At 44.6% G+C, this 15,794-nt stretch carries 15 protein-coding genes and 1 pseudogene; 9 read left to right on the forward strand and 7 right to left on the reverse strand.

Annotated features, from left to right (window positions below; translation table 11 throughout):
• Positions 1-429 precede the first annotated feature (429 nt).
• The 4 genes from AC3D28_RS16110 to AC3D28_RS16125 all read right to left on the reverse strand — a co-directional run bounded on the left by AC3D28_RS16110 (position 430) and on the right by AC3D28_RS16125 (position 4,587).
• The gene (locus AC3D28_RS16110; protein ID WP_488536673.1) at positions 430-1,971 is read right to left on the reverse strand and encodes an NAD(P)H-hydrate dehydratase; all 1,542 of its coding nucleotides are present in this window, start codon (positions 1,969-1,971) and stop codon (positions 430-432) included.
• Between the two features lie 89 nt (positions 1,972-2,060).
• On the reverse strand, positions 2,061-2,498 hold the full coding sequence (locus tag AC3D28_RS16115) for a PAS domain-containing protein (RefSeq protein WP_098414171.1): 438 nt from the start codon (positions 2,496-2,498) through the stop codon (positions 2,061-2,063).
• Positions 2,498-3,502, reverse strand: a complete 1,005-nt coding sequence (locus AC3D28_RS16120; protein WP_488536674.1) for a response regulator — start codon at positions 3,500-3,502, stop codon at positions 2,498-2,500. Before AC3D28_RS16120 ends, AC3D28_RS16115 begins: the two co-directional genes overlap by 1 nt.
• A 176-nt stretch (positions 3,503-3,678) precedes the next feature.
• Positions 3,679-4,587 (reverse strand): aldo/keto reductase, encoded by a 909-nt coding sequence (locus AC3D28_RS16125; RefSeq protein ID WP_488536675.1) that lies wholly within the window; start codon positions 4,585-4,587, stop codon positions 3,679-3,681.
• Between the two features lie 94 nt (positions 4,588-4,681).
• On the opposite strand from AC3D28_RS16125, the gene AC3D28_RS16130 reads away from it, so the two are divergent.
• The gene (locus AC3D28_RS16130) at positions 4,682-5,089 is read left to right on the forward strand and encodes a helix-turn-helix transcriptional regulator (RefSeq protein ID WP_098414174.1); all 408 of its coding nucleotides are present in this window, start codon (positions 4,682-4,684) and stop codon (positions 5,087-5,089) included.
• Here the strand turns inward: AC3D28_RS16130 and AC3D28_RS16135 are convergent.
• The gene (locus AC3D28_RS16135; RefSeq protein ID WP_098414175.1) at positions 5,076-5,660 is read right to left on the reverse strand and encodes a hypothetical protein; all 585 of its coding nucleotides are present in this window, start codon (positions 5,658-5,660) and stop codon (positions 5,076-5,078) included. The two genes, AC3D28_RS16130 and AC3D28_RS16135, sit on opposite strands and share 14 nt — an antisense overlap.
• Before the next feature lie 492 nt (positions 5,661-6,152).
• On the opposite strand from AC3D28_RS16135, the pseudogene clcA reads away from it, so the two are divergent.
• A pseudogene (gene clcA / locus AC3D28_RS16140) lies at positions 6,153-7,556 on the forward strand (H(+)/Cl(-) exchange transporter ClcA).
• 251 nt (positions 7,557-7,807) lie between these two features.
• Positions 7,808-8,773, forward strand: a complete 966-nt coding sequence (locus AC3D28_RS16145; RefSeq protein ID WP_488536676.1) for a TDT family transporter — start codon at positions 7,808-7,810, stop codon at positions 8,771-8,773.
• 48 nt (positions 8,774-8,821) lie between these two features.
• Here the strand turns inward: AC3D28_RS16145 and AC3D28_RS16150 are convergent, their stop codons facing one another.
• Positions 8,822-10,060 (reverse strand): NRAMP family divalent metal transporter, encoded by a 1,239-nt coding sequence (locus tag AC3D28_RS16150; protein WP_488536677.1) that lies wholly within the window; start codon positions 10,058-10,060, stop codon positions 8,822-8,824.
• Between the two features lie 267 nt (positions 10,061-10,327).
• Entirely contained in the window at positions 10,328-10,981 is a 654-nt protein-coding gene (gene folE / locus AC3D28_RS16155) for a GTP cyclohydrolase I FolE (RefSeq protein WP_098414179.1), read from the reverse strand.
• A gap of 290 nt (positions 10,982-11,271) precedes the next feature.
• On the opposite strand from folE, the gene moeA reads away from it, so the two are divergent.
• The 6 genes from moeA (at position 11,272) to AC3D28_RS16185 (ending at position 15,606) form a co-directional block, all read left to right on the forward strand.
• Positions 11,272-12,507, forward strand: coding sequence for a molybdopterin molybdotransferase MoeA (gene moeA, locus AC3D28_RS16160; RefSeq protein WP_488536678.1), 1,236 nt, complete (start codon positions 11,272-11,274; stop codon positions 12,505-12,507).
• A 9-nt stretch (positions 12,508-12,516) separates the two neighbouring features.
• Positions 12,517-13,266: a molybdopterin-synthase adenylyltransferase MoeB gene (gene moeB / locus AC3D28_RS16165; RefSeq protein ID WP_488536679.1), complete on the forward strand. Its 750-nt coding sequence runs from the start codon at positions 12,517-12,519 to the stop codon at positions 13,264-13,266.
• Between the two features lie 292 nt (positions 13,267-13,558).
• A complete protein-coding gene (locus tag AC3D28_RS16170; protein ID WP_488536680.1) occupies positions 13,559-14,173 on the forward strand; it encodes a glutaredoxin in 615 nt (204 codons plus the stop codon).
• An 88-nt stretch (positions 14,174-14,261) separates the two neighbouring features.
• Positions 14,262-14,768 (forward strand): helix-turn-helix domain-containing protein, encoded by a 507-nt coding sequence (locus tag AC3D28_RS16175; RefSeq protein ID WP_098414183.1) that lies wholly within the window; start codon positions 14,262-14,264, stop codon positions 14,766-14,768.
• The gene (locus tag AC3D28_RS16180; protein WP_488536822.1) at positions 14,765-15,364 is read left to right on the forward strand and encodes an IS3 family transposase; all 600 of its coding nucleotides are present in this window, start codon (positions 14,765-14,767) and stop codon (positions 15,362-15,364) included. The genes AC3D28_RS16175 and AC3D28_RS16180 overlap by 4 nt, the downstream gene beginning before the upstream one ends.
• Positions 15,328-15,606: a transposase gene (locus AC3D28_RS16185; protein ID WP_488536681.1), complete on the forward strand. Its 279-nt coding sequence runs from the start codon at positions 15,328-15,330 to the stop codon at positions 15,604-15,606. The genes AC3D28_RS16180 and AC3D28_RS16185 overlap by 37 nt, the downstream gene beginning before the upstream one ends.
• The last annotated feature ends 188 nt before the right edge of the window (positions 15,607-15,794 follow it).

Below are 15,794 nucleotides of genomic sequence, written 5' to 3' on the forward strand. Positions count from 1 at the left end.
AATTCCTTGATTCATATGTACATGTGTTAACTCAAAGTGCGTAGTGAAACCGTTGGCAGACGAGTTCACTGTTCTTCGGACACAAAAAAACCGGAGCGTTGGCAGACGCTCCGGTTTTCAGCATTATAGGCTGTGATTTCTTTCCTACAAGTCTGATATTTGATTTTTTTTTGTGTTACCATTTTGACAATCGCATATCAAAAACACCTTCCAAACTGTTAATTTGTCTTATTAACTATAATTTTCAATTACTTATCAGACTAATCGAATAGTCCTATCGCGCAAACCTTTGCGTGATAATAAAAGATCCTAAACGTACCACCTCTCAAATATATTGAAAAGTTCCTCATTTAAGCTCAAAACACGCTGATTATTCACGGAAAAATATAAAAAAATCGACTTACTTTCGCCAAAATTTCCACATTCTACCTAAATTTTATCACGGCTCGGGTTTAACACAGTACGGAGCGTGTTAACAACATCGCTTGCCAACAACCCTATTTGACCGTATTGCTTCGCGTTAAGATCTGCTGAGTGACTTTGAATCGTCACTCCCAATCGCGCAGCAATAGAAATCGGTAATCCTTTTGCTAGCAATGCTCCGATCACCCCAGACAATACATCTCCCATTCCGCCAGAGGCCATTCCGGGGTTGCCAGCAAGGCATACGTACATTCTCGTTCCGTCGTAAATGAGAGTTCCTGCGCCTTTTAAAACAACAACGCCGCCATAACGCTCCTGTAGTTGTCTAGCCGCAAAGTACCGGTCACTTTCTATTTCTTGAGTGGTGACATTAAGTAATCTCGCTGCCTCTCCTGGATGTGGCGTAATGACGCGCTGATGGTCACATACCAAAGTGCCATCACACCGTTGATTCAACATCGCCAGAATATTGAGCCCATCAGCATCCAGAACTTTCGGCTTTGGCTCCTGAGTGAGGTATTGGTACGCTTGATAGCCCCATGCATCGTCACCCAAGCCGGGGCCAAATACCAACACATCCGCCCAGCGAATGCGCTTGGTTAAATCGTTTTCCGTCTCTCTAAGTAAGTCTGAAGTAATGCTGTGACTCATCACTTCTGGGCACGCTACCTGCAGAGGGACCAGGCTGCTTGAATGGGTAATACATGCGATGAGACCGGCCCCAGAACGAGCTGCCGCTGAGGCACACAATCGAATGGCCCCCGACATCCCTTGGTTACCCCCAACACAAAGTAACTTACCATTATCGCCTTTATGTGCGGTCGGTTTTTGCTTAGGCATTAACCTTGAAATGATTTGATGGTTAATGCCTAACGCGCTCTCTTCTTCAATCGCGTCAAATTCGGCCTCTACGCCCAAGCCATCAAAATGTAATTCACCGACTCTATCCCTTGCCTGCCCAGTACATAATCCTTGCTTAGCTCCGATAAAAGTAACCGTATGAGCAGCGTGGACTGCATCACCTAATACCATGCCGGTATTGGCACACAAACCAGAGGGGATGTCGACCGCTATCACTGGGGTATGGATTTGGTTAATTTTTTCAATGCAGCGACGATATTCTTGCCGCACCTCACCACTCAACCCCGTTCCCAGCATCGCATCAATGATCACATTGGCTTCAAGTAGTGCTGTATTCCACTCATCCCAATCACTATTTTGACCATTGATAGATTGCCAGTCTTGATACGCGCGCAATGCGTCACCTTTAAGCGAATTAACGTCACCAAGCTGAAAAACCTGCACATTAAGTTGAGCTTGCTTCGCGAGAGAGGCAAATACATATCCATCTCCACCATTATTGCCTTTGCCGCAAATGATTAAGACATTTCTCGATTTTGGATATAAATTCAGAAAGCGCTCATATACGGCCATACCAGCTCGCTGCATTAAGCTATACATGGAAACGCCAGCCATTTGAGCGGCCGTCGCTTCAGCGTTTTTTACTTGCTCTGCGGTATAGAGTTTCAAGGCGAGATTAAAGTCCATATTTACGTTCTGCACATTGGAAAACACAACTATCAGTATACAAAAAAGCCAGAGTGACCCCTGGCTTTTCTTGATTGTTTTTTGGACCGTTAATTTTTTTGCGACATCAGCGCTTCGTTGGTTGCGTCTTGTATCGACAAGAATAGCGAGTTGATCTTCCCGGTTGGCGTACGCATCGGGTTTAGCGTGACATTCTGATACATGAACTCGGCTTGTTGCGTAACCGGACGTACATTTCGACAACGGAATAAGTAAGAACGCTGGCGCCAAGTAATAAAGCTACGACAACCAAGGTCATACACGGGCTTTGTTTTTAACTTGAACCATTCCTGCGGAATTTCAGGGAAGATATCGAAGATCGAACGGCCAATAGCCTGATGTGATTGAAGACCACTATGGTGAGTCATAAAGCCATTCCACACTTGAACATTATAATCTCTATCTATCACCACCAGCCCCATGTCGACGTTTTGTACCATGTCGACCATCCAATGGAACTGTTCAAACTCTGCTGGCAAATTCAACATTAGAACTCCTCCATTAAGTAAGACAGCTTATTGTCGAGTAACGGTAAGGACTCATCCACAAACATAAACAAAAGATCACAACGAATTGAGGTTCCTTCAATGTTATAGCTGACTTCGAATGTCATTGTACGACTGAAAGCACCAGTATTGGATTCAATGAGGGAATCAATAGAAATATGCTGACCAAGCAGCACTGGTGGACTTTGGAAAAAACGAACTTCCGATTGCTCTCCTAAACCATTTAAGAAAGATCCAACTAAAATATTGGAAATATCCATGAGTAGCTCAAGCTCTTCAAGCTCTTCACTATCAGCGGGGATATTCATCAATTTTTTCAGATCAGAAACACTGGAGTCACTCAAAATCACCAATGCTTCACCAGCAATTCCCTCGCCACAGAAGCCTTGACACACCCCAGAAACGTTATTTTGGGATGCTAAATCACGAAGCGCCATATGAAGCTCACTCACTTCAAATATATTGACGTTAGGCAGAGGCAACTGAACAAACACATCAAAATGTCGTGCCAGTGCATCCGCTGCACGCCCCATCGATACATTGGCGACTTCCATGTAAATATCACGACGACGCAAAATCGGCAACTCGACAGACGTTGGGGTGACTCTCTGCGGGCGAGGTGCAGGTTCGATCAACGCTTTTAACGCGTTCTTCAACTCATCTTTATCGATCGGTTTTTGAATAAATACTTTCGCACCTAGTGCGAACACACGCTCTTTGGCTTTAGGTTGGATATCCCCCGAGACCACAACCACAGGCGTTTTATTCCCTAAACGCTGCATATTTTCTAATGCTTCAAAACCATCCATTTCTGGCATAGTCAAATCCAGAAACATCAATTTGAATTCTTTTTGCGCGAGTTCTTCTAGTGCATTTTTTCCGTGGATAGCAAACGTAATATCGGCATTCAATACTGCTGACAGTGATCTCGCCATCTGTTTGCGTGCTAACGCTGAATCATCACAGATGAGTACAGGAAAAGACATTAAAGCACCTTTTTATGTTCCACTATTTCGCCGGAGTCTAACAGATGGTTACAGCATGTAACACGAGAAATCTGACGAGTTTTTTGTATTTTTTGCTCCAAATATGAAAGCATAAAATGAAACAAGGCTCCCCATAGGAAGCCTTGAAAAAAATCATTCGTCAAGTGATGCGCTTTCTATGGCACACCGTGGCCTTTAGAAGCCACCCAAACGCGGTACCATTGCTCACGAGTTAACTCAATGTTTAGTGCATTCACTGCTGCTTGAACACGTTCAATCTTACCTGAACCAATGATTGGAAGTGGTTTAGACGGCAAGCGGCGTACCCACGCATAAATTACTTGGTCAATGCTAGTTGCTCCTACTTCCTCTCGAATGGCTTCCAATTCGTTACGAACGCGAATAGCTTGTTCACTGTCACCATTGAAGATGGCACCACCACCGAGACAAGACCACGCCATTGGACGTGTGCGTAACATTTGCATTTGATCAAGCGTACCATCATGCACTACTTCGAAGTTAAGCGGATTGATTTCCACTTGGTTAGTGACAAGCGGCTTACCTAAGCGCGATTGCAGCAATTCAAACTGGCTTGGCGTGAAATTAGACACACCAAAATGTTTTACTTTACCGACTTTGTGCAACTCTGAGAACGCTGCTGCGACTTCATCTGCATCCATAAGTACGTCAGGACGGTGAATCAATAGCACATCGATCTCATTTACGTTGAGACGTTCAAGTGAGTTATTCACCGACTGATAAATATGCGCAGAGCTAGTATCGTAATGATTGATTTTTCGCTCTGGTGTTTTATCTCCGCATAGATTGATATCACACTTAGTGACGATTTGAATTTGCTCACGGACGCTCTTATCCAGAGCCAACGCTTCACCAAACAATTTTTCACATTCGTAGTTACCGTAAATATCAGCGTGATCTACTGTAGTAATGCCTAACTCAATATGTTGCTTTAGGAACGACAAACGCTCTTGAGCTGTCATGTTCCAATCTACTGCACGCCAATATCCTTGAACCAGCTCTGAGAACTCAGGGCCTTTTGGTGCAGTCACAACTTTTGCAACCATGGGTTTCTCCTTCAATTGATCTTTATCCATCGTAGTCTTGTTTTCACCTTGGCTCAACGGGTAAACTTTCGCAATTCGAACTGGAGTACGAAATATGTCTTTTGCCCACCGTTTAGCGACTTTAATTGGTGAAGAAAGCATCAGCGGGTTTGCGCGACGCGTCGATGTATCGGAAGCCTTAGTCCGAAAATATTTAAAAGGTAGTGAACCGAGCTTAACCAAAGCGAACCAGATCGCGATGCGAGCCAACTGCTCTCTTGAATGGCTCGCGACGGGCTGTGGCTACCTATATCGTCGCGCTGAGGTTGTTGACATGGAAGCTTATAAACTTTCATTTCAACACGTCATGAATCAAAGCATTACAAAAGATGACGAGGAGTCACATCGTAAGCTTATCGCTGGTTACCAGTATCTGCGAGCTCATAAAAAGTCAGATGGATTTCTCGACGAATCTGCAATGGTAACGTTTCTCTCTCTACATCATGAAGCTAAAAGCGAATAACTTGTAACTCAATCATTTCGCCGTCACTGCGCAAGACAACTTCCAAGTTCGGTGATGGCATTTCAAACTCATTAGCCCTAACCCAAAACATGGTTTGTGTCGCTTCTGGTGGGTAACGATTCATTAGTAAGATAACGTCTTTGTCCACCTCTTCGGTTGTTTTCTTTTCTAGCGCGGCCACCACATCGTAACGCTCTTCCTCCATGACTACGCTGCGTAACACTAACCCATCTTTCCTTAAATTGAGGATCAAGTCGTTGAGTTTATGCCATTGGTATTCCGTCAAGAAAGAGAAGCGCGCCCTTTCGGTATGCAGAGAAAGCTCACCATAGAGGTGCTGATGATAATATTGAAAGTCATCCAGGCAATAACTCCTCACCCGTTCGGTGTTCGCCATAACATTTTGCCCTGTATCGCATTGATACCAAGTTCCTTCAGTATGTATAACGTTTTTCAGTTTGTTGAAAGGCAGTTCTGATAGCGTACTTTGCCACCAAGCGTCCATCGCGAGCGAAGGATTTATAATTAAAAAACAGAAAACGGAGAGAAAAACTGCGCAATGACGAGACATATGACTTTAACCTTAGCCAGCCTGAGTAAAGTCGAAACCTTACCTTGAGATAAGGATATATCAAGAAAAATGGGGTAACTTCGATTTACGTCGCCGCAAATTAAGAAGGCGCACAGTGCGTGCGCCTCTACCTCGTTACTCAATCGTGAGTTTGCGTATCGGGAAGTCTATTGATGCATCCCAAACTTAAAACGAGGACTTACTGTAGGGTTTGAATCCATCCAAATTGTATGTAAAACCTCATATCCCTCCTTCTGAAGCAGTCATGTTGCTTTACATTTAAAGTATTGTTCATTTCGCTCAGAACACAAGCCTGACCAAGAAAAAAAACGCTAAATACGAGAGCAATAGCACAGTTGCCAATAATGAATAATATTGTGATGTCGAGCATTCAATAGTGAAAAGCTAAATTGCATCTTTATCGATTAGGTCTAAGCTCTTCGAAGCGTATACTTCTCCTGTTCCTTCCACGAGTAACCGGAGAGTTTGTTAATGACCAAACGAGAGAGAATTGTGAAATCTGTGTTAGCGCATGTACCAAAAGATGCGATTAACCAGTTTGTCTCTTGAGGGTCAACACCATTTTCTGTTCTATTAATGGCCGCTATTGTCGGTACATTAGCCGGTTTGGTCGGTACCTATTTCGAGCTTGCTGTCCACTTTGTCTCAGAGACCCGCACCGAATGGTTGAGAAGTGAGATCGGTAATGTTCTTCCACTTTGGTTGGCGGCCGTGCTCATTAGTGCGCTGTTAGCTTTTATTGGCTACTTCCTCGTACACCGTTTCGCTCCCGAGGCTGCAGGTTCGGGCATTCCTGAGATCGAAGGCGCGATGGACAATATCCGCCCTGTGCGATGGTGGCGTGTGCTTCCGGTCAAGTTTTTTGGTGGTATGGGGGCGTTAGGCTCCGGCATGGTGCTCGGTCGTGAAGGTCCAACGGTGCAAATGGGGGGGGCGGTTGGTCGTCTGGTCACCGACATTTTCCGCGTAAAAGATGATGACACTCGTCACTCTTTGCTTGCCGCTGGTGCCGCTGGCGGTTTGGCTGCCGCATTTAACGCACCGCTAGCGGGAATAATGTTTGTGGTTGAGGAAATGCGGCCTCAGTTTCGCTATTCTCTCATTTCTATTCGTGCAGTGATCATTTCTGCCATTATGGCCAATATTGTGTTTCGCGCTATTAATGGACAAGACGCGGTGATCACCATGCCGCAATACCAATCACCAGAACTGCAATCTCTGTGGCTATTCTTACTGCTTGGTGCCTTGTTTGGTTTATTTGGCGCTATCTTCAATAAACTTATCACTGTTGCACAAGACAGTTTTGTCGTGATTCACAAGAACGACCGTAAACGCTATTTAATCATGGGTTCACTGCTTGGCGGTGTATTTGGCTTGCTTCTCTTGTATGTACCGCAACTTACTGGTGGTGGCATTGGTCTCATTCCTGATATTACCAACGGCAATTACTCGGTTTCGGTTTTAGTGCTGCTGTTTTTTGGCCGTGTAGTGACCACTCTGCTTTGTTTTGGCTCTGGTGCTCCGGGTGGTATCTTTGCTCCGATGCTTGCTCTAGGTACTCTTTTTGGCTATGCATTTGGGGCAAGTGCAGATGTATTACTTCCTTCGTTCGAAATTGAACCAGGGGTATTTGCAATCGCGGGGATGGGTGCGTTATTCGCCGCGACGGTACGTGCACCAATCACGGGGATTTTGCTGGTGATTGAAATGACCAACAACTACTACTTGATCCTACCGCTCATCATCACATGTTTAGGTGCCGTGATCATCGCTCAATTGCTTGGTGGCCAGCCCATTTACAGCCAGCTACTTCGTCGCACAATCAAAAATGACAAATTGCGCCAACAAGATCTGCCAGAGAACCTACCCACTTAAGCATATTAGGCTCGTCGAGTATCACTCCCAAACATATTAATCACCGTTATTTGGGGCTATAAATCCTACATTTTTGCATCTTTCCTAAAATCTGCGCTACCAAAATCACAAAATCATTATTCTCTACTCTTTGCTTACCGCCTTTATGAGTAACGCCTCGTTAAACTTGCTAATATTTTTCTAAGAAAAACAGAGTATTTCATCTACATCATCACCTTTAGTGAATTCAGGCAAAATCAAACGGAGTAAATTTGAACTGGAGAAGATTTGTGCAGTTTTCTAATGTGCCACCATCTCAAGCAGGCTTGGCACTAGGAATGATCGGATTAGGCCAAGCATGGGCACTGTATGCCCCCGAAATTGGCGAGCAGATACGTCCATTTCTAGCATCATTTGGCGCACTTTTACTCGCCCCTGTTCTCATAAAATATGCCACCAATCCACGCCTGTTTATGCTAGACATTCGTCATCCATTAAGTGGCAGTCTAATGGCTCCGATGAGTATGGCATTGTTAATCCTTGCAGATTACCTCGCGTCTGTTGCTCCAATTATCGCTTATCCACTTTGGTTTATGGCGATTTTGCTGCATTTTTCAATGATGGTGTTATTTTTTGGCTTTCAGCTGATGAACTTCAAAATGTCGAATATTGTACCCAGCTGGTTTCTTTATCCAGTAGGACTGATCAGCAGCTCATTAGCGGGCTCCCAATTTGGGCATAACCTGTTTTCAGAAACCTTGGCGATGATGTGTATCGGTATCTATTTTTTCATGTTGCCGTTGGTACTTTACCGCTTAGTATTCTTTGGCTCACTGCCAAAACAAGCAAGACCCACACTCGCGATCATGGCAGCTCCAGTTAACCTATCATTAGCAGCGTATTTGGTGAATTTCCCTCAGCCAGATCCAATCTTAACAGGCGCACTTGCAGGAATCGCCATTACAATGACGTTACTGATCTATCTCTGCTATTTCCGCTTGCTTCGCTTGAAATTCCAACCATCTATTGCGGCTGTCACCTTTCCATCTGTCATTAGTGCCATTGCGATGCATCGATTAACTTCGTTTTTTGCAGAGTCACATCCGCATTGGCATTGGCTACATGACTTTGGTTTCTTAGAGCTCAGTATTGCGACAATATTAGTCGTTTGGGTCTCCGCTGGTTACGTGAAAATGTACTGGCCGGAAATCATGAGAACCCCACCGAAACAAACATAAAAAAACGGCCTCAGATGAGGCCATGGCTTTATTACGCTCAAGAAAGCATCAAACCGCAAACTTCGTCATGAAGTTACCGATGTTCGTCAGGCTGGAAGCGACCATCACGATAACAATCGCAGCACCGGTTAAGGTTAGATACATCGGATGTTGGTAGTCACCCACGATATCTTTACGCTTCGTTGCAACCAATACCGTACCCAGAACGATAGGAAGGATGATGCTGTTCACGAGGCCTGCTAACATCAGCAGAAGAATTGGCATGTTCATTGTGACTGTACCTAGCGAGGTTAGGATAATAAAACCGACACACCACGTTTTTTCGTTTCGAGCCACAACGGGGAAAAGCGTCTTAATTAATGAGATAGCCATGTAAGAGTTGCCGACTACTGACGTAATTGATGCAACAAACAATACCAAACCAAAAATGAAGTAACCTAATTGCCCCGCTCCTTGACGGAAAGCATCAGCAGCTGGGTTCGCCGTATCCAACGTGGTACCTGCCGCGATAACGCCAAACACTGCCAAGAACATTAAGATTCGGATAATCACCGCAATAGAAATGCCTGCCCACGCCGTTGAGGTGATGGAAGAGACGTTTTCTTTACCGTTTAAGCCAATATCAACCAAACGTTGGGCGCCTGTGTAATAGCCGCCGACTGCACCACCCACGATGGTCAGCGTAGGAAGCAGCAAGCTGTCAATGTCCGAAGGCATGACCGCAGCACTCAGTGTTTCACCCATCGGAGGTAAACTCGTCATTGCGACGTATGCAATCAGCACAATCATGAATAAGCCAAGGTAGCGGGCCATTTGGTCCATTCGCTTCGACGCGTTATGAACCACAAACAACAAACAGCCAACCACACCGGTAAACAGTGCGCCCCATGTTGTGTCCACGCCCGTTAGCACATTGATGCCTAACGCTGCGCCACTTACGTTGCCAAAGTTAAACGCCACCGCACCAAGTGCAAGGAGAATACCGACACCATAACCCATGCCTGGAGCCACTTTATTTGCAATGTCTTGGATACGCATGCCAGAGACGCCGACGATGCGCCACAAATTCATCACAATACCAAAAGTGATAAATATGGATGCCAAAACAGGAAATGCCATGTCGACTTTGTAGATATTCGTGAAGACTGCGGTTTGAGTTAGAAAGCCAGGACCAACTGAGGTCGTCGCCATTAAAAACGCGACACTTAACATGGCTTTCTTTTGCCAACGGTTTTCTGTAACTGGAGCGGAAATGGAGGAAGTGCTGATGGTGCTTTGTGTAGTCATGCCGAGTCTCAAATTTGTTGTCTTTCTATTAATAAAAATAGAAAGACAACTGACCGAGATCAGCTGAACTTAGAGAGACATCTCTTTTTAAAACAAACGATTACAAGTTGTAGCCGTTCACTGGGCGCACATGATAAGAGTATCGATTGTGGCTGTCAATACACAATTGTATAAATACTTTTTATTGCGACGCACTGACCTATCAAACGGACACAAAAAAGAGGATGGCAACTTGCCAGCCTCTCTCAATTTTATTTGTCGATTTGATTAACGCAGGCCATGCAGAAATTCAGCACGGGTCGCTGGATTGCTCTTAAAAATGCCACCTAATGCTGTGGTCGTCGTTTCGCTGGTGGCATCCATTACACCGCGTGATTTTACGCAGTAGTGCGTCGCATCGATGGTTACCGCTACATCGTCAGACTCAAGCAATGTTTGCAAAGCAACAAGGATTTGCTGGGTCATGCGCTCTTGAACTTGAGGGCGTTGCGCGAAGAAACGAACAATTCGGTTGATCTTAGACAGGCCAATGATCTTACCGCGAGGAATATAAGCAACAGCGGCTTTACCGTCGATTGTCACAAGATGATGTTCACACGTGCTAGTTACGGTGATGTCTTTCACGCGAACCATTTCGCTCACGTTCATCTTGTTTTCGATAACTGTGATTTTTGGGAAGTTGGCGTAATCCAAACCAGAGAAAATCTCGTCCACGTACATTTTTGCAATGCGGTGTGGCGTTTCCTCTAGGCTATCATCCGTAAGGTCGAGCTGAAGCAGACCAAGAATCTCACGCATGTGGTATTCAATCTTTTCCTTCTTCTCTTCACGGCTAACGGCATTAGGGCGCATTGGTGTTTCTAATCCGCGTTGCTCTAGCGCTTCTTTTACTAACTTCGCTGACTCGCTAAGACCTGACATTCCACTTCCTCTTTTGTCACTACTACTCTCGGCGTGAAATACAATCATCGTGTTTTCATACCGTTAGCGTAAAAGTCGCTCAGTTCGATGTTTATAACGCCAAGGCAGATAACAAGAATACACTGAGCTATTTTTTTCATGTTCCGTTAGAACTTTACCCCTTTCGGATGGGTGACAAGGATACTCGGGTTTTTGAATAATTACATCCATATTTTATTGATGGTCATTCTTACTCGGTCCCCTTTTTATGGTAAAGTTGCCACAAAACAAAAGAACATAGGATTATCTCAATGGGCTGCTGCGACGCTCCTGGCTTGATGCCAATTGAAGAGGCGATGGACAAAATGCTATCGCGAATCAAACCTATCCAAACAACCCTTTCCCTTCCTCTTTCCGACGCTTTAGGTTGGGTATTGGCGGAAGACGTTTTATCACCGATCCATGTGCCACCTTTCGATAACTCAGCGATGGACGGTTATGCAATTCGAATTCAAGATCTAGAAACGTCAACAGTATTACCGTTGGTCGGTAAATCCTTTGCAGGTCAGCCTTTTGAAGGTGAATGGCCTCAAGGTTCTTGCATTCGGATCATGACGGGTGCAAAAGTCCCACAAGGCTGTGACGCAGTTATCATGCAAGAAAACACCGAAGTGACCGATGCGGGTATCCAGTTCAATCAAACCGAAGTGAAGCCGCAAAACAACATCCGCCCGACTGGTGATGACATCAAACAAGGCGATATTGTGTTAGCAAAAGGGGCACGCTTGACCCCTCGTGATATTCCAATGATTGCGACTCTTGGCATAAGCCATGTCACCGTCGTACGTAAACCTAAAGTGGCATTTTTCTCAACGGGTGACGAACTTAAACCATTAGGTGAGCCACTAAAAGCAGGTCAAATCTACGACAGTAACCGTTACGGCATTAAGCCTCTCATCGAAAACTTTGGTTGTGAAGCGATTGATCTTGGCATTATCCCCGACTGCCCAGAAACACTAAAAGCGACATTTGAAAAAGCACAAACTTTGGCAGACGTGGTTGTCACTTCTGGCGGTGTGAGCGTTGGTGAAGCGGATTACACCAAAGACATTCTTGAAGAGCTTGGTGAAATTGGCTTTTGGAAGCTGGCGATTAAACCAGGCAAACCCTTTGCGTTTGGTAAGTTGAGTACAGCGTGGTTCTGTGGTCTACCAGGCAATCCGGTTTCTGCCGTATTGACCATGTATGTGCTTGTGCAGCCGATGCTGGCGAAACTGGCAGGACATACTGACTGGAAAGCACCAGAATCTATCCCTGCTATCACTAAAACCGCATTTAAGAAAGCGCCTGGTCGTACGGATTACCAGCGCGGTATCACCACCTTAAAAGACGGTAAGTTTGTCGTTGAAACCACTGGCAACCAAAGCTCTGGCGCGTTCCGCTCAATGAGCTTGGCCAACTGTTTTGTTGTGTTAGAACGTGAACGTGGCCGTGTAGAAGTTGGCGAAACGGTTCAAATCCAGCTGTTTAACCCAACGTTATACTAGGAACGCACCGTGGATATTCTTTCCGATCAAGAGATGCTGCGCTACAACCGCCAGATCATTCTTCGCCAATTCGATTTTGAAGGGCAAGAAGCCCTCAAACAAGCCTCTGTACTTATTTTGGGGGCAGGTGGTTTAGGCTGTACTTCTAGCCAATACCTTGCAACCGCAGGTGTCGGTACTATCACGCTGATTGATGATGACATCGTAGAGCTGTCTAATTTACAGCGCCAAGTGTTGCACCACGATGCGGATATTGGCCGTAAAAAAGTGGACTCAGCCGCCGAAGCTTTGCGGGAACTGAATCCTCATATCGAGGTAAACACCATTGCTAAACGCCTCGACGATGCTCAGCTTCAAGCCTTAATCGCGCAACATACTGTGGTGGTCGATGCTTCTGATAATGTCGATGCGCGCAACCAGTTGAATCGACTTTGTTTCGCGACAAAAACGCCACTCGTGTCTGGCGCAGCCATTCGCATGGAAGGCCAAGTCAGTGTGTTTACCTACGATGATCCAGCCCAGCCTTGTTACCAATGTTTGAGCGCCCTATTTGGCAGTGGTACATTAAGCTGTGTTGAAGCTGGCGTGATGGCCCCAGTGATAGGCATTATCGGCGCGATGCAAGCGATGGAAACCATCAAAGTGATCGCGCATTATGGTGAGCCTAAGAAAGGCAAGATTCTCATGCTAGACGCGCTTAGCATGTCTTGGCGAGAAATGAATTTGATGAAAATTCCTGCCTGCCCTGTGTGTAGTTGAACTGCATTTTCATTTAATAAGTAAATGATTTACAACAAGCTCAACGTAACGTTGGGCTTTTTCTTAACTCATTCTCGCCGCTCACCATTGACCTAGCATGTGCTATAATCGAAACCCTCACCCAAATTGCCAACATCAACTTTGGCGTATCTTCTTCCACCACATTATTTATGTTTATACTAACAAGCACTCGCGTTTATCACGCTTTGGGAAGCAAAAAGACTAAGTTAGTTGAAAGAAAAGTCTAACTTCTGAGTTCTATATTTTCAGAAGAGATAATAAGGAACACCGTATGACACAACCGATCAAAATTACGCTTTACCGCTGGGCTGGTAGCTGGGGTCCATTTAAAGTAAGTATCCCATGTGGTGAATGTACATTAACCAAAGATATTTTGACTGATACTTTTAAAAACGAACTCGCTGACGTACCAGTAGAGCTTGAAGTTAAAGATTGGTTGTCATGTTGGTGGGAGCCACTAAAAGCAGGCGCATGGCATGCTCCGATTCTTCTTGTAGAAGGAAAGGTGATCAGTCAAGGCGAAGCGCTGAATCGAGGCGTGCTAGTACAGTCTGTCATCACAGAGTGGGTGAAACGTGACAAAGTAAAAGGTAGTGTGGTCTATGGTAAAGCCACCTGTCCGTACTGTGTAAAAGCCAAACAATTACTTGATGATGCTGGTGTTCAGTACGAATATCACGATGTTGTCAAAAACAGTGCAGCTTTATACCGAATGATCCCAGAAGTAAAAGCCATCATCGGAGAGAAGACACCAGTGACGGTTCCGCAAGTGTGGTTGGATGGACAATACATTGGCGGTGCTGAAAATTTGGAAAAGTGGCTAACAGCAAAGGGGTTAGATAAAGTACCGAATAATGTGGTAGAGATACCGAACCAATCGGCGTAGCGATATATGCTCAACAAACAGTAAAAAGCCCTGATTTGTAATTGAACTGACCCCCAATAGTTGGACACCAATTATTGGGGGTCTTTTTATGTCCAAATATAGCCGCGAGCTAAAATGTATCATTGCTAAACAATGCTTAGATGGTGCGTCATCTCGCTATTTAGCAAAACAATATTCAATGTCTTCAAGACAGATACGGTATTGGGTTCAAGTCTTTGTCATCCATGGTGCTGATTCATTTTTACCAACTAAGCATGCTACTGCTCAGGAAAAACGAAAAGCATTGAATTTAATGTGGACGAATGATTGGTCTCTCACGCACACTAGCGCAGTATTAAACCTCTCATCCCCGGGGATACTCTCTGTCTGGCTCAAAAGATTTAATGAGCTCGGTATCAAAGGGCTCAAAATGCGCCAGAAAGGAAGACCCTCAATGAAACAGCAACCTCAACGTACCACTAAACCTGATAATGAAATGACACTTGAGGAGCTAAAAGAGGAGTTGGTCTACTTACGAACTGAGAATGCCGTTCTAAAAAAGTTGGAAGAGTTGGAGCAGGAAAAAAACCGTCGAACAAAGAAAAAGCGGTCATAGCTCTAACTCTTAAAGGCAAGTACCCGTTGAAGCACTTACTGCACACTCTACAGTTGGCAAAAAGTGTCTTCTATTATCAGGCTCAAACGAGTAAGCGCCCAAATAGCTACGAACGTGAGCTGCGTTTGATAAAGTCAATTTATCATGAACATAAGGGTCGATACGGCTACCGCCGTATTCACTTGGAACTAAAAAATCAGGGGGTTATGCTTAATCACAAAACGGTTCAAAGACTTATGGCTCAGCTCAACCTTAAATCGACGGTCAGGGTTAAAAAGTATCGTTCATACCGAGGAGAATCTGGAACAGCAGCTCCTAACGTGCTTGAAAGAGATTTTAGTGCGACTCAACCCGATGAAAAATGGGTAACAGATGTCACGGAGTTCAAAATCAAAGAGCAGAAAGTATACTTGTCTCCCGTTGTCGACTTGTTTACTCAGGAAGTGGTTGCTTATAGAGTGGCCAAAAATGCCTGCTTGCCGCTTGTCACGGATATGCTGACGGAAGCTATATCAACGCTTAAACCCAACTCAAAACCAATTATACATAGCGATCAAGGTTGGCAATATCGCCATCGACAGTATCAAAAAAGGTAGCGGAGAATGGGTTAACGCAAAGCATGTCGAGAAAAGGTAACTGCTTGGATAATGCTGTTGCTGAAAACTTTTTTGCTTTACTCAAAACAGAGATGTATCACAACCAAAGCTTTGAAGATGCAGATGCTCTGATAGAACAAATTAAAGAATACATTGAGTACTACAATACCAAGCGTATAAAAGTGAAACTAAAAGGCCTGACTCCGATAGAATATCGAACTCAGGTCTTGAAAGCCGCTTAACAGAAATGTCCAACTTTACGGGGTCACTTCACATTTATGGCGGGGCTTTTTTAGGTCTACACATACTTAAAACTTCACCCCTGAGTCATTTATTTGAAATATAACCAAAAGCATGCTGTTCAAATAGTGACTAGATACAAATAATTGCCTATAAATCGCTAATATTTGTTGACTCTTTTTGTATTTAA

It is taken from the genome of Vibrio sp. TAP-3B, assembly GCF_057784735.1.